The sequence below is a fragment of the Kocuria sp. U4B genome, from assembly GCF_054875615.1.
In genome coordinates this window covers 501,441-524,789 of sequence record NZ_CM142180.1, presented here as the reverse complement: position 1 = coordinate 524,789, position 23,349 = coordinate 501,441, and the positions used below count along the sequence as shown (strand labels likewise).

Below are 23,349 nucleotides of genomic sequence, written 5' to 3'. Positions count from 1 at the left end.
TGACCCGCTGAGGGTGCCCGTCCACCGGACGGGCACCCTCAGCCGTTCCCCGGGGTCAGCGCCACGCCCTGACCGGGTTGACGGCATCCAGCGGCGCGAGACCGCGGCCGAGGTCCTGAGCGACGGGGCCCGGCGTGTGCTGGGATCTGGGAGCCACAGAGTTCACGGACTTCTCGGGGCCGGGGGCGCTGATCGGGTCCCTGGAACTGGCCCGCCGGGCCGGCGGTGACCTGCGGATCGCCAACGAGAGCCCGGCGGTGCGGATGCTCCTGGAGCTGACCGGCATGGTCCGGGTGCTTACCCCCTAGCCCAGCGCTGAAGAAGCCTTGTCCGCCCCCTGAAGCCAGCGATCACCAAGCCTCACCCCGGTGGCCGCCATGCCCGGGTCTCGTCGTGGTCGTCGTATCGAGTGGTTCGTTCCGGACCCCGTGCCTGACGAGCTGTGCCGGCGGAGAAGCGGAGACCACGGACGCCGACCAGCAGAGGGAGGAGCCGGCGGCACACGATGCCACGGCAGCTGCGCAACCATCAGGGGAGGGGCATTGTTGTCAGGGCGTCGTGTCGTGTCATGGCGCTGCCAAGACACCACATCAGTTGGTCGTGCAGGTCCGGAGGCGGATCCGTCGACGCAGAACATGCTGGCCTTCGCCCAGCAACTACGGAGCGGGGGGGCGGGTGCTGAACCGGGTGGGGGAGACGTGGACACCGCCACCCCGATGTTCTTCGCGGTCATGGCCGCCCTGGCCCGAATGGAGTCGAAGAGCGGACGTGAACGCATCACCGACTCGGTCGCCGAACGGAGAGCTGCCGGCAAGGACCTCGGCGGACGGCGCCAGACCTTCATCGACTCCCAGATCCGTAGCGCCGTCCGGCCGATCGAGGGCGGGGAGCCGACCACCCAGATGCCACGGGACCCCGGGAAGTCCAGGGCGACCCTCTGCCGACGGACCCGAGGACTGCCCGTGGCCAGTATTCGAGCGAGCATGTCCCTGCGAAGAGTGGGCGTGCCTGCACACTCAACGGATTCATACTGCTCCGGCGCCGTCCCTGATTGTTCGTTTTCATCGTGGGTGGGTAAGACCCGAAGACCTCCCGTCGCCCCTGGTGCGTCATCCGTGACCCCGTCGTCCTGGACCTGGGCGGGCGGCGAGAAGTTCACCCTGCGGGGAGCGCAGGCCTTCAGATGGGTGAGTACGAAAGCGGTGCCGGCTCCCCTTAGGGAGCGGCGCCGCTCGAGTGGGTGCTTGGGGCCCTCCACGCTGAACTCCAGGCCGTAGCCGGACTGCTTGGTCCCGCCGAAGGGGACGCGGGGGTCCACGGCTTCGTGCTTGTTGATCCACACGGTGCCGGCCCGGATGCGGGCGGCGACCTCGCGGGCCTTCTCCGGGTTGGCAGACCACACCGAGGCACCCAGGCCGATCTTCAGGGCGTTGGCCATCGCGATCACCTCGTCGATGTCCGAGTACTTGATGAGGGGCAGGCGGGGCCGAACTGCTCCTCGGCCACCAGCGGGTTGTCATCGTCCGAATCGGCCACCAGGGTCGCCGGGAAGGAGTACCCCGGCTTCCCGGTCTCGGGGTTGCCGCCGAGCAGCACGCGTCCGCCACCGGCCCGGGCTTGCTCTACCAGGTCGGCCACGACGTCGTACTGGGCCTGGTTCTGCAGCGGGCTCATGACGTTGTTCTCGTCCCGCCCCACGCCCGCCCATCGGCATCTTCGCGGACACCTCGGTCAGCGCCTCGCACGCGGCGTCGTAGACGTCTTCGTGGACGTAGAGCCGCTCGAGTGCGGCACACGTCTGGCCGGTGTTGAGGAACGCCCCCGGAACAGGTCTTCTGCCATGGCCGCCGGATCCACGGCAGGCGGATCCCGTCCACCTTCACGGCGGCGTGCAACGCGCGCACCTCGCCGTGATCTCCCCGGAGCCTGCAGCGACAACGCGCATCCCTGCTTCCGAAGCCATACGCATGCGCGCTCCTCAAAGGAGTCCCGTAGGGGTGGCGCAAAACACTTCGTATCAGATACGATCCTGCTCATGAGACCCGGACCACACCGTTGGAGGTGTACGACCCGGGTCACCTCCGAAGACCACGAAGGCAGGACGGCATGGCAGAGACGACACCGGCCCCTCCCGGGGCCACCGGGGCCATTGACTTCACCGATCGGGCGAATCGCCCCGGAAAGGTCATCGCCCTGCACCTGAACTATCCCTCCCGCATCGCCCAGCGGGGCCGCTCTCCGAAGTTCCCCGGCTACTTCCTCAAGGCCGGAACCTCCATCGCCCGGACCGGGGACACGATCGAACGCCCGGCCGGCACCGAGCTGCTGGCCTACGAAGGGGAGATCGCCCTGGTCATCGGTCAGATGTGCCGCCGCGTGCGCCCGGAGGAGGGCTGGTCCAAGGTCTCGGGCATCACCGCCGCCAACGACTGGGGCCTGTACGACCTGCGCCACGCCGACAAGGGCTCCAACGTCAAGAACAAGTCCGGGGACGGCTACACCCCGCTGGGCCCGAACCTCATCCCGGCCGCCGGGATCGATCCGGCCGCGCTGCGCATCCGGACCTGGGTCAACGGGAACCTCGTCCAGGACGACACCACCGAGGCGCTGGTCTTCCCCTTCGGCCAGCTCGTGGCGGACCTGTCCCAGCTCATGACGCTGGAGGAGGGCGACGTCATCCTGACGGGCACCCCGGCCGGCTCCTCCGTGGCCCAGCCGGGCGACGTCGTCGAGGTCGAGGTGGACGCGCCCGAGGCGCCCGGCGCTCCCTCCAGCGGCCGGCTGGTCACCCGCGTGGTGGCCGGCGAGGAGCCGATGGCGCCCTACGGGCACGGCCCGCAGGTGGACGACACACAGCGGGAGGAGGCCTGGGGATCGCGCGAGGCCGCCGGACTGCCGCCGGCCGCAGCGGACACGGAGCCGTACCACTATGTGCCCGACTCCCCGGCCCCCGACCGCAGCCTGCTCACCGAGGAGCTCACCGCGAAGATCAACGAGACGGCCGTGGCCACCATCACCGCGCAGCTGCGCAAGCGGGGGATCGACAACGCCACGATCGACGGCGTGCGGCCCACCCATCCCGGCCGCCGCATCCTCGGCTACGCCAAGACGCTGCGCTACGTGCCCAACCGGGAGGACCTGTTCAAGGCCTTCGGCGGCGGGTTCAACGCCCAGAAGCGCGCCATGGACACGGTGCAGCCGGACGACGTGGTGGTCATGGAGGCCCGCGGTGAGAAGGGAACCGGCACCCTCGGCGACGTCCTCGCCCTGCGCGCCAAGGTGCGAGGCGCCAACGCGGTGATCACCGACGGCGGCGTGCGGGACAGTGCCGCTGTCGCCGAGGTCGGCATCCAGGTCTACTCCAACGGCGTCCACCCGGCCGTGCTGGGCCGCCGCCACATCCCCTGGGAGGTCGGCGGCACGGTGGCCTGCGGCGGGACCACCGTCCAGCCGGGCGACATCGTCATCGGTGACGACGACGGCGTCGTGGTCGTCCCTCCCCAGATGTTGACCGAGGTGATCGCCGACGCCTGGGAGCAGGAACAGCAGGACGCCTGGGTGTATGACCAGGTGGCCGCAGGCCACCCGGTGGACGGACTGTTCCCGCCCAACGCCGAATGGAAGCGCAAGTACCAGGAGCACCAGCAGTCGCGCACCGGACAGGACACCCCATGAGCGCCGAGGTCATCCTGTCCAAGGCGGAAATGGCCTACCAGGCCATCCTCGAGGGGATCCAGCAGGGCCGTTTCGCGCCTGGCAGCCGCCTGGTGCTGGCCCAGCTGGCCGCCGAGCTGAAGATGTCCGTGGTGCCGGTGCGCGAGGCCGTGCGAATGCTCCAACAGGACGGCCTGGTGGCCTATGAGCGCAATGTCGGTGCCACCGTGGTGGGCATCGACCCCGTGGAGTACCGGAACACCATGGAGACCCTGGCCCTGGTCGAGGGATTCTCCACCGCCCAGTGCGCGCCGCTGGTCACCGAAGCCGACCTGCAGCGGGCCCGTGGGATCAACGATCAGATGCGCCGGGTGCTGGAGGAGTTCGACCCGGTGCAGTTCACCACGCTGAACAAGCAGTTCCACTCCACGCTCTACGAGCACCACCAGAACGCACACATCCTCGACCTGGTGCACCGCGGCTGGAACCGGCTGGCCGCCCTGCGCTCCTCCACCTTCGCCTACGTCCCCGGCCGGGCCCGTGCCTCCGTGGACGAGCACGAGCACCTGCTGGACCTCATCGCCCAGGGCGCCTCCTTCGAAGCCGTCGAGGCCGCCGCGCGGCAACACCGCCTCAACACGCTCGACGCCTATCTGGCATCACGGACCACACCTCACGACGCTGCACGCCGAAAGGACACACCATGAGCACCGAGACCACCCCCGACAACGCACAGCGCTGGGTCCCGGCCAACCTGCCGGGAAAGATCCAGCACTACATCAACGGTGAGCACGTCGACTCGATCGACGATGACACCTTCGACGTGCTGGACCCGGTCACCAACCAGCCCTACCTCAAAGCCGCCTCCGGCAAGGTCGCCGACATCGGCGCCGCCGTCGCCGCTGCCAAGGACGCCTTCCAGAACGGCCCGTGGCCGGGCATGCTCCCGCGCGAACGCTCCCGGGTGCTGCACAAGGTCGCCGACATCGTGGAGTCCCGTGGCCAGGATCTGGCCGAGATGGAGTGCTTCGACACCGGCCTGCCGATCGCCCAGGCCCGCGGCCAGGCCCGGCGCGCCGCCGAGAACTTCCGGTTCTTCGCCGACCTGATCGTCGCCCAGGCCGACGACACCTACAAGGTGCCCGGACGCCAGGTGAACTACGTCAACCGCAAGCCGATCGGGGTGGCCGGGCTCATCACCCCGTGGAACACCCCCTTCATGCTGGAGTCCTGGAAGCTGGGCCCGGCGCTCGCCACCGGCAACACCGTGGTGCTCAAGCCGGCCGAGTTCACCCCGCTGTCCGCGTCCCTGTGGCCGGGCATCTTCGAAGAGGCCGGCCTGCCGAAGGGCGTGTTCAACGTCGTCCACGGCTACGGCGAGGAAGGCTTCGCCGGCGACTCCCTGGTCAGGCACCCGGACGTGCCGCTGATCTCCTTCACCGGCGAGTCCCGCACCGGCCAGATCATCTTCGGCAACGCCGCGCCGTACCTGAAGGGGCTGTCCATGGAGCTGGGCGGGAAGTCCCCCGCCGTCGTCTTCGACGACGCCGACCTGGACGCCGCGATCGACGCGACGATCTTCGGCGTCTTCTCCCTCAACGGCGAACGCTGCACCGCCGGCTCGCGCATCCTGGTCCAGCGCGGCATCTACGACGAGTTCGTGGAGCGCTACTCCGCCCAGGCCGAGCGCGTGCGGGTCGGCCTGCCGCACGAGGAGAGCACCGAGGTCGGTGCCCTGGTGCACCCCGAGCACTTCGAGAAGGTCATGTCCTACGTGGAGATCGGCAAGGGCGAGGCCCGTCTGACCGCCGGCGGCGGCCGTCCCGAGGAGTTCCCGGAGGGCAACTTCATCCGGCCGACCGTCTTCGCCGACGTCGCCCCGGACGCCCGGATCTTTCAGGAGGAGATCTTCGGCCCGGTCGTGGCCATCACCCCGTTCGACACGGACGAGGAGGCGCTGGAGCTGGCCAACAACACCAGGTACGGCCTGGCCGCCTACATCTGGACGAACGACCTGAAGCGGTCCCACAACTTCGCCCAGAACGTCGAGGCCGGCATGGTGTGGCTGAACTCCAACAACGTCCGCGACCTGCGCACCCCCTTCGGCGGTGTGAAGGCCTCGGGCCTGGGCCACGAGGGCGGCTACCGCTCGATCGACTTCTACACCGACCAGCAGGCCGTGCACATCAACCTGGGCGAGGTCCACAACCCGGTCTTCGGCCGCCAGGAGCAGGCCGCCGAGGAGCTCCAGGCCTGACCCTGCGCGCCTGCCGACACCCACCCCTCATCACAAAGGACAGCACCATGACCCACCTCGACGACCGGACGATGACGTCCTCCGGCTTCTACGTCTCCCAGGAAGCCCCGATCCATTCCGACAACCCCGTCCCGACCCCGCAGGCCCCCGCGCCGGACATCCTGCGCTGCGCCTACATGGAGCTCGTGGTCACCGATCTGGAGCGTTCGCGGGAGTTCTACGTGGACGTGCTGGGGCTGACCGTGACCGAGGAGGACGAGAACGCCGTCTACCTGAGGTCCCTGGAGGAGTTCATCCACCACAACCTCGTGCTCCGGAAGGGCCCCGTGGCCGCCGTCGCCGCCTTCTCCTACCGCGTGCGCACACCCGAGGACCTAGACAAGGCCGTGGCCTTCTACGAGGAGCTCGGCTGCCGTGTGGAGCGCCGTCCGGAGGGCTTCACCAAGGGCATCGGCGACTCGGTGCGCGTCGAGGACCCGCTGGGCTTCCCCTACGAGTTCTTCCACGACGTCGAGCACGTCGAGCGACTGGCCTGGCGCTACGACCTGTACACCCCCGGTTCCCTGGTCCGCCTGGACCACTTCAACCAGGTCACCCCGGACGTGCCGCGCGCCACGAAGTTCATGCAGGACCTGGGCTTCCGCGTCACCGAGGACATCCAGGACGACGAGGGCACCGTCTACGCCGCCTGGATGCGCCGCAAGCCGACCGTGCACGACACCGCCATGACCGGCGGCGACGGCCCGCGCATGCACCACGTCGCCTTCGCCACCCACGAGAAGCACAACATCCTGGCGATCTGCGACAAGATGGGCGCCCTGCGCATCTCCGACCGCATCGAGCGCGGACCGGGCCGCCACGGGGTCTCCAACGCGTTCTACCTGTACATCCTCGACCCGGACGGCCACCGGATCGAGATCTACACCCAGGACTACTACACCGGTGACCCGGACAACCCGGTCGTCACCTGGGACGTGCACGACAACCAGCGCCGCGACTGGTGGGGCAACCCGGTCGTCCCGTCCTGGTACACCGAGGCCTCCCTGGTCCTGGACCTGGACGGCAACCCGCAGGAGGTCGTGGCCCGCACCCACGACTCCGAGATGGAGGTGACCATCGGCGCCGACGGGTTCTCCTACACCCGCGCCGGTGACGACTCGGGCAGCTACCAGGGCGAGGCCGCCAAGGGCTTCAAGCTCGGACACCAGCTCTGAGCGGGGACTGCGACGATGCTGGACCACGAGACCCATGTGAAGATCGCCGATGAGCTGCACCAGGCCGGACTGGACCGTACGCCGGTGCCGCGGCTGACCAGGCGGTACCCGCAGATGCAGATCGAGGACTCCTACGCGGTGCAGCGGATCTGGGCGCAGCGGCAGGAAGAGGCCGGCCGCACCAAAGCCGGGCACAAGATCGGGCTGACCTCCAAGGCCATGCAGGACGCCACCGGCATCGACGAGCCGGACTACGGGGTGATCTTCGACGACCAGGTGGTCGAGTCCGGCCACGTCTACGAGTGGGCGAGGTACACCCACCCGCGCATCGAGATGGAACTGGCCTTCGTCCTGAAGGAGGACCTCGCCGGCCCCGGCGTGACCCTCTTCGACGTGCTGCGCGCCACCGAGTACGTGGTGCCGGCCCTCGAGGTGCTGGACTCGCGCATCGAGATGGAGGGCCGCACCATCACCGACACCATCTCGGACAACGCCGCGCTCGGCTCCATGGTGATCGGCGGTCGCCCGGTCGCCCCGGACGCCGTCGACCTGCGCTGGGTCGCCGGGGCGCTGTGGCGCAACCAGGAGATCGTCGAGACCGGGGTGGCCTCCGGGGTGCTCAACCACCCCGCCAACGGGGTGCACTGGCTGGCCAACCGGATCGCCGGCCACGGGGACCGCCTGGAGGCCGGGGAGATCATCCTCGCCGGGTCCTTCACCCGGCCCATGTGGGTCCACGCCGGGGACACCGTCTACGCCGACTACGGGGAACTGGGGACCATCACATGCCGATTCGTCTAGAGGCCCAGCCGAGCCTCAAGGACCTGTTCACCGAGGCCGCCCGCGCGGAGCGCAGCGGGCGACCGGCGGCCGGCATGTTCGTCAGCTCGGGAGATCCCACCGTGACCGAGATCTGCGCCTCGGCCGGCCTGGACTACCTGCTGATCGACGCCGAGCACTCACCGCTGGGCCTGGAGACCATCCAGGCCCAGCTGCGAGCCATGGCCGGCTACGGCTCGATCCCGGTGGTCCGGCTCCCCGGACTGGACGAGGTGCTGGTCAAGCAGTACCTGGACCTCGGCGCGCAGTCCCTGGTGGTGCCCATGGTCAACAGCGCCGCCGACGCCGAGGCCGCCGTGCGCGCCGTGCACTACCCGCCGCGCGGGGTGCGCGGGGTGGGCTCGGCGCTCGCGCGGTCGGCCCGGTGGAACCGCGTCCCCGGGTACCTCACCCGCGCCGCCGATCTGGTCACCCTGGTGGTGCAGGTCGAGAGCGCAGCCGCGGTCGAGGCGGCCGCGCAGATCGCCGCGGTGGACGGGGTGGACGGCGTCTTCGTCGGTCCCTCGGACCTCGCCGCCTCCATGGGCCTGATCGGCCAGCAGGGCCACCCCGACGTGGTGGCCGCCGTCAAGGACGTCATCGCCGCCGTGCGGCAGGCGGGGAAGTTCGTGGGAGTCAACGCATTCGCGCCGTCCCAGGCCCAGGACTATCTCGACGCCGGCGCCGACTTCGTCAACGTGGGCGCCGACGTCGCGCTGCTGGCCCGCGGGACCGAGGCACTGGCCGACGCATGGTGCGCTCCGGCAGGAGAGGAGCAGGGACCGGGCACGGGACCGCGCGGGTCCTACTGATCCGACGGGGCTGATCGCTGCCCGAGGCGGGCGGCGATCAGCCCCGCGCTGTGCGCCAGCCGCTGGCTCAGCGCCTCGACGTCGAGCTGGCGGGTGGCGTAGACGACGGCCAGCGCTGCCGGCAGGTGGCCGGGAACGCGGAGGGGAACGGCCACGGACGAGACCCCGTCCAGCACCTCGTTGCTGCTCACGGCGAATCCGCGTTGCCGGGTCTGCTCCACCTCCGCGCGGGGGCGGACGCCGCCCATCAGCTCGGTGAGCTCGTCCGGGTCCATGCCCGCCTGCACGGCGAGCCCGGGGGCGCCGCGGTCCAGCGGGTGGCGCGTGCCCGGACGCTGGGTGACGGCGTGGCCGCGAGAGGGCTCCACCGTCACCAGCGTGATGCACTCCTCCTGGCCCCAGACCGCGACGAAGGCGCTCATCTGCAGTTCGTTGGCCAGTGCGGTCAGTTCCGGCAGGGACGCCGACTGGAGGTCCTGCTGCACCCCCCGCGCGAGCACCGCCAGCCCGGGTGCGCCGATCAGCCGGCCGGTGGAGTCCCGGGTCAGCAGGCCGTGGCTCTCCAGGGTGCGCAGCATCCGGTAGGCGATCGACCGGTGCACGCCGAGCTGCGCGGCCACGTCGGCGATCGTGGGCGCCTCTTCCGCCGAGACCACCAGCTCGAGCATGCGCACCCCCCGGGAGAGGGTCTGGGAGAGCGGTACCGGCGCGGCGGCCCGGCCGTGCTCGCTCCCGGTCGACTGCGCGGCCGGCGTCCTGATCGCCGGCACCTGGGCGGGAGGATGTCCCTGAGCGTTCACCGTGGCCCCTTTCTGTGGGCGGTCGGACGGGGTTCCCCGGGCCGGGCCGCGGAGCGGCACCGGAGGCCGGGCAGGTCGTGGCCCGGGGCGAGCAGGCTCTCCCCGGACCGTAGCGTGAGCGGCGTCGCGGGGCCTTGTGAGGGCGGTCACTCAACGTATATGATCGCCCCACAGTTCGATAAAAGAACCGCGTGTTCCATTATAGAACACACTAGCCGTTCCGTCCTTCCCCGCGCCAGGAGGCCCCATGCTGTTCCACCACCACGGCTACGTGTCCACGGACCCCCGGATCCAGCCCGCCGCCGGTGTGGGTGTTGACCGCTCCCCCGACCTGCCGGAGGTCATGGACGTGCTGGTGGTCGGCTCCGGTCCCGCCGGCATGACCGCCACCGCCCAGCTGGCCAGCTTCCCGGACGTCATGACCTGCCTCGTCGACCGCCGTCCGCACCGGCTGGAGATCGGCCAGGCCGACGGCATCCAGGCCCGCAGCGTCGAGACCTTCCAGGCGTTCGGCTTCGCCCAGGAGATCATCGCCGAGGCCTACGACCTCACCGAGATGATCTTCTGGAAGCCGGACCCGGCCCGCCCGGACCGCATCATCCGCACGGCCCGGACCGTCGACGACCCCACGGGTGTCAGCGAGTTCCCGCACCTGATCGTGAACCAGGCGCGCGTGCTGGACTACTTCGCCCGCTTCGCGAAGAACGCCCCGTCCCGGACCGAGCCGTACTTCGGCTGGGAGTTCGTCAAGCTGGAGATCGGCGAGGGGGAGCACCCGATCGCCGTCACCCTGAAGCGCACCGGCGAGAGCGCCGAGGCCGGGGTGAACCCCGGCGAGGAGCGCGTCGTGCGCGCGAAGTACGTGCTGGGCGCCGACGGTGCCCGCTCCAAGGTCCGCCGGGACATCGGCGCGCAGCACGTCGGTGCCGTGTCCTACCACGCCTGGGGCGTCATGGACGTCCTGGTCGAGACCGATTTCCCGGACATCCGCACCAAGTGCGCCATCCAGTCCCAGCACGGATCGATCCTGCTCATCCCGCGTGAGGGCGGCTTCCTGGTCCGCCTGTACGTGGACCTCGGCGAGGTGGACCACAACGACGCCGGCGCCGTGCGCAAGACCCCGCTGGAGGAGATCATCCGCCAGGCCAACACGATCGTCTCGCCCTACACCGTGGACGTGAAGAACGTGGCGTGGTGGAGCGTCTACGAGGTCGGCCACCGAGTGACGGACCGCTTCGACGACGTCCCCGCCGAGGAAGCGGGACAGCGCAACCCGCGGGTGTTCATCGCCGGCGACGCCTGCCACACCCACTCGGCCAAGGCGGGCCAGGGCATGAACGTCTCCATCCAGGATGCCTTCAACCTGGGCTGGAAGCTGGGTCACGTGCTGACCGGGTTGGCACCGGAGAAGCTGCTGGCCACCTACACCGCCGAGCGCCAGCAGATCGCCCAGGACCTCATCGACTTCGACCGCGAGTGGTCCTCCATGATGGCCGCCAAGCCGGAGGAGCTCGAGAGCGCGACCGCGCTGGAGGACTTCTACGTGAAGACCGCCGAGTTCCCGGCCGGCTTCATGACCGAGTACCCGGTGAGCCTGCTCCGGGGCGAGGCCACGCACCAGGAGCTGGCCACGGGCTTCCCCCTGGGCAAGCGCTTCAAGGCCCACCCGGTCAAGCGCGTCTGCGACACCAACCCGAAGTTCCTGGGCCACCAGCACGTCGCCGACGGACGGTGGCGGATCTACGCCTTCGCCGACTCCGCAGTGTCCTCCGCGGAGAGCTCGACGCTGCGGGCCTGGGCCGAGTGGATGGACTCCGCGGAATCGCCGGTGCGCCGGTTCACCCCGGAGGGCCGGGACCTCGACGCCCTGTTCGACCTCCACGTGGTCTACCAGCAGCCGCACGAGGAGGTGGAACTGATGAAGGTCCCGTCCGTGTTCCGCCCGAAGGTCGGTCAGTTCCAGATCTCCAACCTGAACAAGGTGTGGGGTGTCGACCCGGCCGACGACATCTACGCGGCTCGCGGCCTGAGCCGCGACGGCGTGGTCGTGGTGGTCCGCCCGGACCAGTACGTCGCCCACGTGCTGCCCCTGACCGCAACCGCCGAACTGTCGGACTTCCTGACGCGGATCTTCACCCCCTGACCGATCCCGTCAGCCCCCGAGCATGCTCCCCACCACCGACGCCGGCGAGCTGACCACTGCCGCATCCCGACGCCCCGATCCCATGCAGCTGCTGACCCCGGCCGTCTGTCTGTGCGCCCCATGAGCTGGCGGCCCCGGGGTTCGGGCTGTCGGCCCGCGGGTGTGACAGCCCGTGTTGTCGCTCCATCCCCTTCCTCCGCCGAGGTGCCGAGGCGCCCGGCATCATCCCGACCCCACTGGAGTTTCCCATGGCCCATTCTTCCTCCGCCCCGGCCCGGCGGCACGAGATGACCCGCGAGGAGCGCAAGGTCCTCGCGGGCACGCTCGTGGGCACCACCATCGAGTGGTACGACTTCTTCATCTACGCCCAGGCGGCGGGGTTCGTCCTGGCCGCCCAGTTCTTCAATCCCCTCGGGCAGGACAACGCCGGGCTGGCCCAGGTGGTGGCCTGGGCCTCGCTGGGCATCAGCTTCCTCTTCCGCCCCCTCGGGGCGGTGGTGGCCGGTCACCTCGGCGACAAGTTCGGCCGCAAGATGGTCCTGGTCCTCACCCTCGTGGGCATGGGCGCGGCGACGATGCTGATCGGGCTGCTGCCGACCTACGCCACGATCGGGGTCTGGGCCCCGGTCCTGCTCGTCGTGCTGCGGATCATGCAGGGCTTCTCCGCCGGCGGGGAGTGGGGCGGGGCGGCCCTGATGGCCGTCGAGCACGCCCCCCGCCACAAGCGCGGGCTGTTCGGCGCCTACCCGCAGATCGGGGTGCCCCTGGGCATGCTCCTGGCCACCGGGTTCATGTTCGCCCTGACCTCCGCGCTGAGCCCGGAGCAGTTCGAGGCCTGGGGCTGGCGCATCCCGTTCCTGTCCTCGGTGGTGCTCATCGTGGTCGGCTACCTCATCCGCAAGACCGTCGACGAGTCCCCGGTGTTCCAGCAGATGCAGCTGCGCAAGAAGGAGTCCTCCGCGCCGCTGGGCCAGCTGGTCCGGCACCACAAGAAGGAGGTCACCCTCGCGGCGCTGATCTTCGCCGCGAACAACGCCGCCGGCTACCTGGTCATCGCCTTCTTCGCCTCCTACGGCGCCAAGGCCCTGGGCATGGACCGCTCCGCGACCCTGATCGCCTCCCTCATCGGCGGCCTCGGGTGGCTGGTCTTCACGATGCTCGGCGGGGCGATGTCCGACACCGTCGGGCGGGTGCGCACCTTCCAGATCGGCTACGCGATCATCATCGTGTGGGCGATCCCGATGTGGTGGCTGCTCGACACCGCCTCGCTGCCGCTGTTCGCCGCCGCCATCGTGGTCCTCACCATCGGGCTGGGCCCGTCCTACGGCCCGCAGTCGGCGCTGTACGCGGAGATGTTCCCGGCCCGGGTGCGCTATTCCGGGGTCTCGATCGGCTACGCGTTCGGCTCCATCATCGGCGGGGCCTTCGCCCCGATGATCGCCCAGCTGCTGCTCAACGAGACCGGGATGTCCTGGACCATCGGCGCCTACATCTCCGCCCTGGCCCTGGTGTCCTTCATCGCCGTGTCCCTGGTCCCGACCTCCCTCCAGGGCACCGACCTGCACGTGGCCGACGGGCACCAGGACCACGCCGCCCACCCCGAAGCCACCGAGGCCGCCGGGGCCGCCGAGGCCACCGGGGCCGCCGAGGCCGCCGGGGCCGCCGGGGCCGCCGGGGCCGCCGGGGCCACCGGGGCCGCCGAGAAGCGCAACTGAGCGCCGACCCTGCCGGCGCAGCCGTCGGCCGCCACCCCGCGCGGGTGCCGGCCGACGGCTGCGCCGTGCCCATCCCCGGCCCGGAGGAACGGAAAGACCCCATGCGCGAGCACGACCACGACACCCCGATGGAGACCACCCGGACCCCGCCCCTGGACCCGGCAGCCCCGCCCGAGAACACGGAAGAGTCGTGTGACCTGGCACGCCAGGTCCTCCGGCTTGTCGTCACCGCAGGAATTGGTCTGCCATGTGGACGGGGGCTCGGCGCTGCCGCTACACATATGGCGGAGTTGTCGGCCACTGGCCCACGAGAACGACGTTGCAGCAGGGGTTCCTCCACCGCTCGTCATGTCCAGCTTCCTGCCGGAGGGTCTCGTGCAGGATAGGTGCGGAGTACAGGGACTCTGTCTGGGCCAGGCGCAGGCGAGCACCACGTCGAGGCTAAGGACGGCTGTGGCTGTGGTCAGACCCAGCACACCTGCGACGTCGGTGATGAGGGCCAGCGCCGTGCGTCCCCGGGCCAGGGGCAGAGGAGTCCGGTGGCGCAGACTGCGCTCGACCATGACTCAGCACACGGCCCCACCCGCGCTGAGCAGCACGCCCAGCAGCAGCGGACCACGGCCGACAGGGTGCGCAGCTGCTCGGAGAAGACCTCAGCGGTGAAGACCTCAGCGGAGAAGACCTCAGCGGAGAAGACCTCAGCGGTGAAGACCCTCACCGCGATGCCACCGTCCAGGGGTACTCCTTCGCCAACAGCATCCCCGCCACCGGCGCCACCTTCGACGAGCACCAGGTGGTGTACCGCCCGGTGGCCGACAGGCCCGCCCAACTCCATCGTGGCCGTCACCCCGGCTGGGCAGAAGCTCTCCCGCCGCGTCACCGCCGCCATCGAGGTGCTCCAAGCCACGGAAACGAATCGACGAGAGGACCTGGCATGACCCGTCCCCGCCCCCAGCAATCACCCCACCTCCCTTCCGAGGAAGTGCAGCCACCCCCGTTGGCGCACGTCGCCACGATCGAGGTCGACGTGGACCCGCCCATCACCATCGGCACCACCGTGGACGGAGTCCGGCGCGTGGTCCCGATCCGCGGCGGCCGGGTCCACGGCCCGGACCTCGCCGGGCGGGTCCTCCACGCCGGAGCCGACTTCCAGCAGTACCCCGCTGAGGACCTCGCCTACCTGGTCGCCGACTACGTCCTGGAGCTCGAGGACGGCCACCACGTCCTGGTGCAGAACCGCGCCCTGCGCACCGGTGATCCCGAAGACCTGCAGAAGGTGATGGCCGGTCAGACGGTCAACCCGGCCCGGATCTACTTCCGCTGCGTGCCGCGCCTGACTGCCGACGAGGCCGGGCCCTACGCGTGGATGAACCGCACCCTGTTCATCGGCACCGGGCAGCGACGACCGGACGGCGTGCGGATCGACGTCTTCCGCGTCCACTAGACGGTTCGCGATGATCCTCTGTGGACGCTCCCACCGCCATCAATGGAGCAACCTGCAGCACGCAGTGCACTAGGGGTTCCCGGGTGGGCGTCACGGTCGTCGAAGAGCATGCTGACCGTCGCCGAGGCACCGCAGAGCAGGGGCGCGGGGTTGCGGGTGCTCCACCTCGGTGGGGGAGACGTGGACACCGCCACCCCGATGGGGTCCATGGTCTGCACCCCCATGGCCGCCCGGGCCCAGAGGGAGCTGGACGTCGACCGTGAACGGATCACCGCCTCCGTGGCCACGCACCGGGCCGCCGGCAAGGACCTCGGCGGTCGGCGGCAGACCTCCACCGACTCCCCGATCTGCAACGCCCTTCGACTCATCGTGGGCGGAGAGCCGGCCACCCAGGTCGCCCGCGACCTCGGGATGTCCCGAGCCATCCTCTATCGGCGGACCAGGGAACTGCCTGTGACCATGGGTCGAGTGCGCCGGAGTGAAGACGTTCTCGGCGGACGGCGAGTGGGGTGGGAGAAAGATCAAGACGCCCGGCCGGTGGCTCGAACCGGGCGCCAACCTGAGAATACTCCTTCGAGGCGCCGATGGTCGTCGCCGAGGTCCCGGTCGCTGCAGTCGCCGATACGCGGGCTCGGGACCAGGTGCATGATTGCGGTCGGGTGTCGGTCACAGGGTGCGCATCGGGTTGCCGTCGAGGAAGGCCTGGATGTTCTCCACCGCTTGGGTGAAGTAGGTCCGGTAGTTGCGCGCGGTGACGTAGCCCAGGTGCGGGGTGGCCAGCACGTTGGGCAGGTCCCGGAACGGGTCGTTGGCCGGGAGGGGTTCGGTGTCGAAGACGTCCAGGCCGGCCCCGGCGATCCGGTTGCTTACCAGGGCGTCCAGGAGGGCGTCCTGGTCGACGAGGCCGGCCCGGGAGGTGTTGATGAGGTAGGCGGTGGGCTTCATCAGAGCCAGGTCCTGTGCCCCGAGCAGCCCGCGGGTGCGGTCGCTGAGCACCAGGTGGAGGGAGACGATGTCGGCGGCGGCCAGCAGCGCCTCCTTGGAGCCGGCCAGCCGTGCCCCGGCGGCCTCGGCCCGTTCGGTGGTGAGGTGTTGGCTCCAGGCGAGCACGTCCATGCCGAAGGCCGCCCCGATGCGGGCGACCTGGGTGCCGATCCTGCCCAGCCCGAGCACCCCCAGGGTGGCCCCGTGCAGGTCGGTCCCCACGGTGTGCTGCCACGGTCCGCGGTCCCGGACGGCGGTGGTCTCGGGGAGCAGGTGTCGGCTCAGGCCCAGGATCAGCGCCCAGGTCAGCTCGGCGGGGGGTTCGGTGTTGCTGGTGGTGCCGCACACGGTGACGCCCTGGTGCCGGGCGGCGGCGAGGTCGATGGCGGCGTTGCGCATCCCGGAGGTGATCAGCAGCCGCAGCCGGGGCAGCCGGGCCAGCAAGGAGGCGGGGAAGGGGGTGCGTTCGCGCATGACGACCACGATGTCGAAGCCGGCGAGGCGTTCGGCCACCGCGTCCTGGTCATCCAGGTGATCGGTGAACACCGTCAGCCCCACCTGGTCGCCCAGGGAGGGCCAGTCGGCGAAGCGGCGGGCGGCGCCCTGGTAGTCGTCGATCACCGCGCACTGCAGAGTCATGGCTCGTCCTTCCCAGGGTGCTTCAGAGTGTCCACTGCCTGAGGTGGGAGCGTACCGCCGGCCCCGGCTAGAGGTACTCGCCGGCCCGTTCACGGGCGACCTCCAGGAGGGTGGAGTGGAAGGCCACCTCCGCCGGGGCGTAGACCTTGTCCTGGCGCTGGGCCAGCAGTACGCGGCGCATCGGGGCCTCCGGGCCCAGGCGCAGCACCCGCACGTCGGGGTGCTGCAGAGCCACCGCGGTCTTGGGGACCATGGCCACCCCCATGCCCACACTCACCATGGCCTGGGCCTCCTGGTAGTCGTTGGCCAGGAACCCGAGGGTCGGTTCGAACCCGGCCTCGTGAGCGGAGCGCTGCAGGACCTCCACCACGGGGTGGGCCTCGGCGCGCACGATCCACGACTCGTGGCGCAGCTCCTCCATGGTGACCTGCTCGCGCTCGGCCAGTCGGTGGCCGCGGGCCACCAGGATCACGGTGGACTCCTGGAAGACCTCGGTGACCCGGATGGCTTCGTCGTGGAAAGGGTTCCACGGGTAGTCCCACAGCAGGCACAGCCCGGTGACCCCCGACTCCAGATCGGCCACGAGCTCGTCGAAACGGGCGCTGCGCACCGACAGGCTGATCGCCGGGTAGCGCTTCTTGAAGACCCGGATCACGGTGGGCAGGAAGGACCCGGCCAGAGTGGGGAAGGTGCCGATGGTCAGAGATCCGCGCTTGAGTCCGGCGATCTGATCCAGATCGGACTGGGCGGCCTGCATCTGCCGCACGATCTTGCGGGCGTGGTCGGCCAGCACCTGGCCGGCCTCGGTGGGCACCATCCCACGCGAGCGGCGGTTCAGCAACGGCTGGCCGACCTCCTGCTCGAGCTTGCGCAGCTGCTGGGACACGGCCGAGGGCGTGTACATCATCAGCTCGGCCGCCGCGGTGATGGAACCCTGCTCGACCACCTCCACCAGCAGGGCCAGGCGCCGTATGTCGAACAAGTGCTGACTGTCATCGTGAAGCAAAAGTTCACCCTCCTCTTCTGATGTTTCATCGACTGAATTTGCCCTCGTCAGCCGTGCGATTCCGAGCCCTGATGTGCTGGACGCCCACGAGATGCCGACGTCCCGGACCCTGCTGCCGCAATGGATTAAGCATACCTATATCCCCGTTGAGAAAGCCGACATTGTCTTAAGTTGTGACCTGGCTCAATCTCTTCTCAACCCCACTCACTGGATTGAGACACGAGGAGACGTGGTCACCCCCATGAAGATCGAAGCGGAATGGATGCGCGGCGGCACCAGCAAGTGCTGGGTGTTCGAGACCGAGCATCTGCAGGAGAGCGGCTCCAGCGTGGATGCGCTGTTGCCGAGGTTGTTCGGCAGCCCTGATCCCCGGCAGGTCGACGGGGTCGGCGGGGCCACCTCGACCACCAGCAAGGCCGTGATCCTCCACCGGGCGCCTGCCGATGACGAGGCCGATGTGGAGTTCACCTTCGCCCAGGTGGGCATCGAGGAGGCCACGGTGGACTGGGGCAGCAACTGCGGCAACTGCTCCGCGGTCGTGGGCCTGTACGCGCTGGAGAAGGGCTGGGTCACCCCTGCCGGGGAGACGACTCGCATCGTCACCCGCAACACCAACACCGGCCAGATCATCATCCAGCGGGTGCCCACCCCTCACCGGGCCCTGCCGCCCGTCCCGGACGCGCAGATGCCCGGGGTGCCCTTCCCCGGCTACCGGGTGGGGCTGGGGTTCCAGGACCCGGCCGGCAAGACCACCGGAGCACTGCTGCCCACCGGTTCGGCCACCGACACGATCACCGCCGGCGGCACGCCCTTGACGGTGTCGATGGTCGACGCCGGGGCGCCGGTGGTCATCGTCCGTGCCGAGGAGCTGGGCCTGGACCCGGCCCGGTACGAGAACTGGCGCACCGGGGTGGAGCTGCAGCTGGACACCCTCGAGCACGTGCGCCGGCAGGCGGCCGTACGGATGGGCCTGGCACCCACCATCGCCGGGGCCGCCCGGGCGATCCCGAAGCTGGCCATCGTCGCCGCGCCCACCCCGGCCGATCCCACCTGCGACGTCAACGTGATGATGCTGTCGATGGGCAAGCCGCACCCGGCCCTGGCCATCACCGGCAGCATCGCCCTGACCCTGGCCACTCGCACGCCCGGCACCGTGCTGCACGACATCGTCGGGGACACCCCGGAGGGCACGCTCTGGCTGCGCACCCCGGCCGGGGTGATCGACACCTGGTCCGAGGAGAACGACGGCACCCTGATCGTCGGCGTCGACCGCACCGCCCGCACCATCGCCACCACCACCATCCACCTGCCCGAGGCTCCCGGCGTCGAAGCCGCCGCTTCCGTCGGGACCACCGCCCGAGGAGCCGACCATGACTGAGTCCGTGCAGGATCCGCGCCCCGAGATCCCCCGTGGGGAGGTGGAGGACCAGCGCCCCGACCCGCCGGCTCCCCAGCGCCGGACCGTGCTGGCGGCCGTGGCCGGGTTCGGGGTCCTGGGCCTGGTGGCCACCGTGCTGGGCGGGGACATCCTCAACCCCCCGGCCACCACCACCGACGGCGACTACGCCGGGGAGACCCTCTCGCTGCTCATCCCGCTCGCCGAGGGCGGGGGCACCGACACCTGGGCCCGTTTCATCGGGGCGGAAATGACCGAGCACATCCCCGGTCAGCCCGGGTTCTCCCCGGTCAACGAGGCCGGTGGTGAGGGCATCACCGGCAGCAACCAGTTCGTCACCTCCGCCGAGCCCGACGGCACGGAGCTGCTGGTGAGCACCGCCACGACCGTGGTGCCCTGGCTGCTGGAGCGCGAAGCGGTGCACTACTCCTTCGACGAGCTCGAGCCCGTGCTGGTCAACGGCACCGGCGGGGTCATCTACGCCCGCACCGATGCCGGGGTGCAGGGCGTGGAAGACCTCGTGGACCGCGACACCCCCCTGGAGTTCGGCGGGATCACCGCCACCGGGCTGGACATCACCACCCTGATCGCCTTCGACCTGCTGGACGCCGACGTCACCGCCACCTTCGGCTTCGAGGGCCGCGGCCCGGTGAACCTGGCCCTGCAGCGCGGGGAGATCGACCTGGACTACCAGACCACCACCAGCTACGAGTCGGCGGTGGAGGGCATGGTCGAGGACGGCGACGCCGTCGTGCTGGCCTCCTTCGGCCAGCTCAACGAGGCCGGCGAGGTCGTGCGCGATCCGAACTTCCCGGATGTGCCCACCGTGGCGGAGGCCTACGAGCAGCTGCACGGACAGGCGCCCAGCGGACCCGAGTTCGAGGCGTACAAGACCGTGCTCGGGCTGACCTACACCTACCAGAAGGGCCTGTGGGCGCCGAAGGACACCCCGCCCGAGGCCTTGGCCCTGCTGCGGGAGTCGGCCCGGAAGATGGCCGCCGACACGGCCTTCCTGGAAGAGGCCGAGGAGATCCTCGGGGGCTACCCCCTGGAGTCCGGTGACGACGTCGCCGCCCAGGTGCAGGAGGCCTACACGGTCTCCGACGACACCGTCACCTACATCCGAGACCTCCTCCAGAGGTCCTACGACATCACCGTTCACTGAGGACATCCCATGCTTGATGCAGCTTTGGGAGCCCTGAGCTCCCTGACCGATCCGAGCCTGTTGATCATGCTCGTCATCGGCGCGACCGCAGGCCTGATCATGGGTCTGATCCCCGGACTGGGCGGCACCGGTGCCGTGGCCATCCTCCTGCCGGTGACCTTCGGCATGGACCCCGAGCCGGCCCTGGCCCTGCTCATCGGGGCCCTGGCCGTGGTCCACACCTCCGACACCGTCTCCGCCGTCCTGCTCGGAGCCCCCGGCTCGGCCTCGGCCTCGGTGACCATGCTCGACGGCTACTCCATGGCCAAGCAGGGCAAGGCCGCCCGCGCCCTGTCCCTGGCGTTCCTGTCCTCGATGGCCGGGGGCATCATCGGGGCCATCGGCCTGACCCTGGCCATCCCGCTGGCCCGGCCGCTGGTGCTCTCCTTCGCCAGCCCCGAACTGTTCATGCTCGCCGTCCTGGGTGTGTCCCTGGCCGCGGTGCTCTCGAGAGGCAACGTCCTCAAAGGCCTGACCGCCGGCATGCTCGGGCTGCTGCTGGGCATGGTCGGGATCTCGCCCACGACCGCCGAGGAGCGCTTCACCTTCGGCAGCCTCTTCCTCGGCGACGGGCTGTCCCTGGTGGCCGTGGCCCTGGGCGTGTTCGGGCTGGCCGAGATCGCCAGCCGCGCCAGCCAGCGCCGCGGCGACACCACCCAGATCCGGGTGGGCGGGGGCTGGTTCGCCGGCATCCGCGAATGGCTCACCCACTGGTCCCAGGTCATCCGCGGATCCCTGATCGGGATCTGGGCCGGGATCCTGCCCGGGGTCGGGGCGACCGCCGGCACCTGGCTGGCCTACGGCCAGGCCGTGGCCACCGCCAAGGACAAGTCCAGGTTCGGCAAGGGCGACCCCCGGGGGATCGTCGGTCCCGAGAGCGCGAACAACTCCGTGGAGGCCGGGGACCTGATCCCCACCCTGCTCTTCGGCATCCCCGGCGGCGTGCCCTCCGCGCTGCTGCTGGGCATGCTCCTGACCTACGGCATCCAGCCCGGCCCGGCCATCATCGAGGACAACCTCGAGCTGATGTACCTGATCGTGTGGTCCTTCGCCATCGCCTCCGTGCTCGGGGCCCTGCTGTGCTTCCTGTCCGTGGGCAAGCTCGCCAAGCTCACCGCCGTGCCCTTCGCCGTGCTCTCGGCCGGGCTCGTGGTGCTGATGCTGCTGGGCTCCTACCAGGACGGCGGGCAGCTCGGCGACCTGTGGGTCATGGTCCTGCTCGGGGTGGCGGGGTGGTTCCTCAAGACCACCGGCGTTCCCCGGGCCCCGTTCCTCATCGGCTTCGTGCTGGCCATCCCGCTGGAGCGCTACTACTTCCTCACCGACAGCCTCTACGAAGGCTTCGAATGGATGCTCCGGCCCGGGGTGCTGGTCTTCCTGGCCATCCTGATCATCCCGGCGCTGTGGAACCTCGTCAAAACCATCCGCCACCGCCGCCGCCGCGACAAGGACGACACCCACGACATCGAGTCCGACGAGGAGACCCCGCTGGCCGACTCCCCCTACTCCCTGGCAGTGGCGGTCGTCGCCGTGGTGCTGTTCGCGGCCGGGCTGATCGTCTCCAGCGGCTTCTCCCCGGAGGCGGCCCTGGTGCCCCGGCTCGTCTCCGGCGCGGGGCTGGTCTTCTCGATCGCGCTGCTGGTCAAGGAGATCTTGGCCCGCCGCGGCAAGCAGGCCACCGGGTCCTACCGGCCGCACCTGCGCACCGCAGCCACCACCTTCATCTGGATGGCCGGGTTCCTCACCCTGGTCTACCTCGGTGGATACCTGCTGGCGGCCATGCTCTTCGTCCCGGCCTTCCTGCTCCTCGTCGCCCGCGCCCGGACCAAGGTCGTGCTCATCTACACCGCCGTGACCCTGGTCGTGCTGCTGGCCCTGCCCTCCCTGCTGCCGGTGGACCTGCCCGAGGGCCTGCTCACCCGCTTCGTCAGCTGACCCGTTTCGTCCACTCACCACCCGTGAAAGGCGTCGTCATGACCCGACCGCACCTGCTCATCGTCGCCAACGACAGCGACTTCGGCCGCCGTGCCCTGCACGTGGGCGAGGAGATCGCCCTGGAGAAGGGCTGGGACGTGGCCATCCTCTCCACCGAGGCCGACGGCCACGGACCCGCCCCGGAGGACCTGCCCATCGACCAGGCCAAGCTCGAAGCCGCCGAAGCCCACATCACCTTCATCCCACCGTCCCCGACCATCCACGACGCCGGCGACCAGGCCATCGCCGTCGCCCAGGAGACCCAGCCCGACCTCATCGTGCTCGGCATCCGCCGCCGCTCCCGGGTGGGCAAGCTGCTCATGGGCAGCGTCGCGCAGAAGATCCTGCTCGAGGTCGACTGCCCCGTACTGGTCGTCAAGGCCACCGAGCACGCCTAGACAAGTCCCACCCCGACAGGGCCCGTACCGGCAGCCACCACTGCCGGTGCGGGCCCTGCCCACATCCCACCCGCGGCGGCCTCCGCCTCAGCGGCTGACCCGAACGGCCCCGGAGCACCGCACCCGGGCCCCCGGCCGGCACTCCTGGAAGGACCCCGCACCAGACCACCGACGGCCACCCCGCCGATGAGGGCCACACCCCCGATCCGCAACCCTTGGAGGGGGCGCATCGATCGAGGCCTGGCACCAGCGGATGCGGACCCGCCACCCGGCGAGCGGTGTGGTGGAAGAACCCGCACCCCACCCGGCGTGGTCCGGATCCGCGAGACCGGCACCGGGGCCCGCACGATGCTCACCCTGGCCGACGACCGCATCCGCCCGTCGCAGGCCCTTCGCGACCCCGCCCTGCGCAGCCACGGGCCAGGCGAGAGGACCACCGACGACCGTGAACACGACGCCGACACCGAGCAGTGCCGCCCGACCGTACGCACCTGTGCTTGAAGCATTCCTTGACACGGGGCCCCAAACTCTTCAGGACCTACATCAGCGCACGTGTCCTACGGGTTCCAGGTCTTCTTGCCCAGCAACAGGGACCGACATCCGAGAGAAGAGGCCTGTCGGCCCGGAAAGTCAAGCGTTTCTACACGGGGGTCCACGAACGGGACATTGTCTTAAGGTGTGATGTGCATCAATCTCTAGTGAGGCCCCCTGGCGGGGCGACACCAGAGGGGGCATGACCGGGGTCACGCACTTCGAGACGGACGGGGTTGCCGAAAGGCACCTCACCCGTCAGACCCTCCGGACCCGGAGTGAGCACCACCGGACTCCGTGGCCACCGCCACCAACGATCCCTACGGGCATCCGACACCGTCGTCGTGCCTGGCTTGCAG

18 protein-coding genes and 2 pseudogenes are annotated in these 23,349 nt (G+C 70.0%); 16 read left to right on the top strand and 4 right to left on the bottom strand.

The window, feature by feature from the left end; translation table 11 throughout:
• The first annotated feature begins 134 nt into the window (after positions 1 to 134).
• Positions 135 to 308, top strand: a complete 174-nt coding sequence (locus tag ACYSMR_RS02420) for an STAS domain-containing protein (protein ID WP_461747263.1) — start codon at positions 135 to 137, stop codon at positions 306 to 308.
• Positions 309 to 1,243: 935 nt separating this feature from the next.
• Here ACYSMR_RS02420 and ACYSMR_RS02415 read toward each other — a convergent pair.
• Positions 1,244 to 1,878 (bottom strand): annotated as a pseudogene (locus tag ACYSMR_RS02415) (aldehyde dehydrogenase family protein); the annotation flags it as partial.
• A 228-nt stretch (positions 1,879 to 2,106) separates the two neighbouring features.
• Here ACYSMR_RS02415 and ACYSMR_RS02410 point away from each other — a divergent pair.
• From ACYSMR_RS02410 to ACYSMR_RS02385, 6 genes are read left to right on the top strand one after another with little or no spacing between them, the layout of a single operon-like run.
• Complete coding sequence (locus ACYSMR_RS02410) at positions 2,107 to 3,675, top strand: fumarylacetoacetate hydrolase family protein (protein WP_461747262.1); 1,569 nt, start codon at positions 2,107 to 2,109, stop codon at positions 3,673 to 3,675.
• The gene (locus ACYSMR_RS02405) at positions 3,672 to 4,361 is read left to right on the top strand and encodes a GntR family transcriptional regulator (RefSeq protein WP_251334188.1); all 690 of its coding nucleotides are present in this window, start codon (positions 3,672 to 3,674) and stop codon (positions 4,359 to 4,361) included. Before ACYSMR_RS02410 ends, ACYSMR_RS02405 begins: the two co-directional genes overlap by 4 nt.
• A complete protein-coding gene (gene hpaE / locus ACYSMR_RS02400; RefSeq protein WP_461747261.1) occupies positions 4,358 to 5,911 on the top strand; it encodes a 5-carboxymethyl-2-hydroxymuconate semialdehyde dehydrogenase in 1,554 nt (517 codons plus the stop codon). Before ACYSMR_RS02405 ends, hpaE begins: the two co-directional genes overlap by 4 nt.
• Before the next feature lie 47 nt (positions 5,912 to 5,958).
• Positions 5,959 to 7,125: a 3,4-dihydroxyphenylacetate 2,3-dioxygenase gene (hpaD, locus tag ACYSMR_RS02395; RefSeq protein ID WP_251334186.1), complete on the top strand. Its 1,167-nt coding sequence runs from the start codon at positions 5,959 to 5,961 to the stop codon at positions 7,123 to 7,125.
• Between the two features lie 15 nt (positions 7,126 to 7,140).
• A complete protein-coding gene (locus ACYSMR_RS02390; RefSeq protein ID WP_461747260.1) occupies positions 7,141 to 7,926 on the top strand; it encodes a 2-keto-4-pentenoate hydratase in 786 nt (261 codons plus the stop codon).
• Positions 7,911 to 8,756 (top strand): HpcH/HpaI aldolase family protein, encoded by an 846-nt coding sequence (locus ACYSMR_RS02385; RefSeq protein WP_461747259.1) that lies wholly within the window; start codon positions 7,911 to 7,913, stop codon positions 8,754 to 8,756. The genes ACYSMR_RS02390 and ACYSMR_RS02385 overlap by 16 nt, the downstream gene beginning before the upstream one ends.
• Here the strand turns inward: ACYSMR_RS02385 and ACYSMR_RS02380 are convergent.
• Positions 8,750 to 9,517 carry an IclR family transcriptional regulator gene (locus ACYSMR_RS02380; RefSeq protein ID WP_461748000.1) on the bottom strand — a complete coding sequence of 256 codons (768 nt, stop codon included), beginning with the start codon at positions 9,515 to 9,517 and terminating at the stop codon, positions 8,750 to 8,752. The genes ACYSMR_RS02385 and ACYSMR_RS02380 overlap by 7 nt on opposite strands.
• 286 nt (positions 9,518 to 9,803) lie before the next feature.
• Between ACYSMR_RS02380 and ACYSMR_RS02375 the strand changes: the two genes are divergently transcribed.
• From ACYSMR_RS02375 to ACYSMR_RS02360, 4 genes and pseudogenes are all read left to right on the top strand, one after another.
• On the top strand, positions 9,804 to 11,699 hold the full coding sequence (locus ACYSMR_RS02375) for an FAD-dependent monooxygenase (protein ID WP_461747258.1): 1,896 nt from the start codon (positions 9,804 to 9,806) through the stop codon (positions 11,697 to 11,699).
• A 248-nt stretch (positions 11,700 to 11,947) separates the two neighbouring features.
• Positions 11,948 to 13,414, top strand: coding sequence for an MFS transporter (locus ACYSMR_RS02370; protein WP_461747257.1), 1,467 nt, complete (start codon positions 11,948 to 11,950; stop codon positions 13,412 to 13,414).
• Between the two features lie 997 nt (positions 13,415 to 14,411).
• Complete coding sequence (locus ACYSMR_RS02365) at positions 14,412 to 14,858, top strand: DUF3237 family protein (RefSeq protein ID WP_461747256.1); 447 nt, start codon at positions 14,412 to 14,414, stop codon at positions 14,856 to 14,858.
• A gap of 93 nt (positions 14,859 to 14,951) precedes the next feature.
• Positions 14,952 to 15,311 (top strand): annotated as a pseudogene (locus tag ACYSMR_RS02360) (recombinase family protein); the annotation flags it as partial.
• A gap of 213 nt (positions 15,312 to 15,524) precedes the next feature.
• Here ACYSMR_RS02360 and ACYSMR_RS02355 read toward each other — a convergent pair.
• Both ACYSMR_RS02355 and ACYSMR_RS02350 read right to left on the bottom strand, forming a co-directional pair.
• On the bottom strand, positions 15,525 to 16,481 hold the full coding sequence (locus ACYSMR_RS02355) for a D-2-hydroxyacid dehydrogenase family protein (RefSeq protein WP_461747255.1): 957 nt from the start codon (positions 16,479 to 16,481) through the stop codon (positions 15,525 to 15,527).
• Between the two features lie 67 nt (positions 16,482 to 16,548).
• Complete coding sequence (locus ACYSMR_RS02350) at positions 16,549 to 17,463, bottom strand: LysR family transcriptional regulator (protein WP_374238515.1); 915 nt, start codon at positions 17,461 to 17,463, stop codon at positions 16,549 to 16,551.
• Between the two features lie 265 nt (positions 17,464 to 17,728).
• Between ACYSMR_RS02350 and ACYSMR_RS02345 the strand changes: the two genes are divergently transcribed.
• From ACYSMR_RS02345 to ACYSMR_RS02325, 5 genes are all read left to right on the top strand, one after another.
• Positions 17,729 to 18,865: a PrpF domain-containing protein gene (locus tag ACYSMR_RS02345; RefSeq protein WP_461747254.1), complete on the top strand. Its 1,137-nt coding sequence runs from the start codon at positions 17,729 to 17,731 to the stop codon at positions 18,863 to 18,865.
• Positions 18,858 to 20,048: a Bug family tripartite tricarboxylate transporter substrate binding protein gene (locus ACYSMR_RS02340; protein WP_309125643.1), complete on the top strand. Its 1,191-nt coding sequence runs from the start codon at positions 18,858 to 18,860 to the stop codon at positions 20,046 to 20,048. The genes ACYSMR_RS02345 and ACYSMR_RS02340 overlap by 8 nt, the downstream gene beginning before the upstream one ends.
• Positions 20,049 to 20,057: 9 nt before the next feature.
• On the top strand, positions 20,058 to 22,022 hold the full coding sequence (locus ACYSMR_RS02335) for a tripartite tricarboxylate transporter permease (protein ID WP_251334177.1): 1,965 nt from the start codon (positions 20,058 to 20,060) through the stop codon (positions 22,020 to 22,022).
• 38 nt (positions 22,023 to 22,060) lie between these two features.
• Positions 22,061 to 22,459, top strand: a complete 399-nt coding sequence (locus tag ACYSMR_RS02330; protein WP_461747253.1) for a universal stress protein — start codon at positions 22,061 to 22,063, stop codon at positions 22,457 to 22,459.
• Between the two features lie 309 nt (positions 22,460 to 22,768).
• A complete protein-coding gene (locus ACYSMR_RS02325; protein WP_461747252.1) occupies positions 22,769 to 22,960 on the top strand; it encodes a hypothetical protein in 192 nt (63 codons plus the stop codon).
• Positions 22,961 to 23,349: the final 389 nt, after the last annotated feature.

Coding starts and splice junctions, on each gene's coding strand:
- ACYSMR_RS02410 (WP_461747262.1), top strand. CDS start 2,107: ATGGCAGAGACGACACCGGCCCCTCCCGGGGCCACCGGGGCCATTGAC.
- ACYSMR_RS02405 (WP_251334188.1), top strand. CDS start 3,672: ATGAGCGCCGAGGTCATCCTGTCCAAGGCGGAAATGGCCTACCAGGCC.
- hpaE (WP_461747261.1), top strand. CDS start 4,358: ATGAGCACCGAGACCACCCCCGACAACGCACAGCGCTGGGTCCCGGCC.
- hpaD (WP_251334186.1), top strand. CDS start 5,959: ATGACCCACCTCGACGACCGGACGATGACGTCCTCCGGCTTCTACGTC.
- ACYSMR_RS02390 (WP_461747260.1), top strand. CDS start 7,141: ATGCTGGACCACGAGACCCATGTGAAGATCGCCGATGAGCTGCACCAG.
- ACYSMR_RS02385 (WP_461747259.1), top strand. CDS start 7,911: ATGCCGATTCGTCTAGAGGCCCAGCCGAGCCTCAAGGACCTGTTCACC.
- ACYSMR_RS02375 (WP_461747258.1), top strand. CDS start 9,804: ATGCTGTTCCACCACCACGGCTACGTGTCCACGGACCCCCGGATCCAG.
- ACYSMR_RS02370 (WP_461747257.1), top strand. CDS start 11,948: ATGGCCCATTCTTCCTCCGCCCCGGCCCGGCGGCACGAGATGACCCGC.
- ACYSMR_RS02355 (WP_461747255.1), bottom strand. CDS start 16,481: ATGACTCTGCAGTGCGCGGTGATCGACGACTACCAGGGCGCCGCCCGC.
- ACYSMR_RS02345 (WP_461747254.1), top strand. CDS start 17,729: ATGAAGATCGAAGCGGAATGGATGCGCGGCGGCACCAGCAAGTGCTGG.
- ACYSMR_RS02340 (WP_309125643.1), top strand. CDS start 18,858: ATGACTGAGTCCGTGCAGGATCCGCGCCCCGAGATCCCCCGTGGGGAG.
- ACYSMR_RS02335 (WP_251334177.1), top strand. CDS start 20,058: ATGCTTGATGCAGCTTTGGGAGCCCTGAGCTCCCTGACCGATCCGAGC.
- ACYSMR_RS02330 (WP_461747253.1), top strand. CDS start 22,061: ATGACCCGACCGCACCTGCTCATCGTCGCCAACGACAGCGACTTCGGC.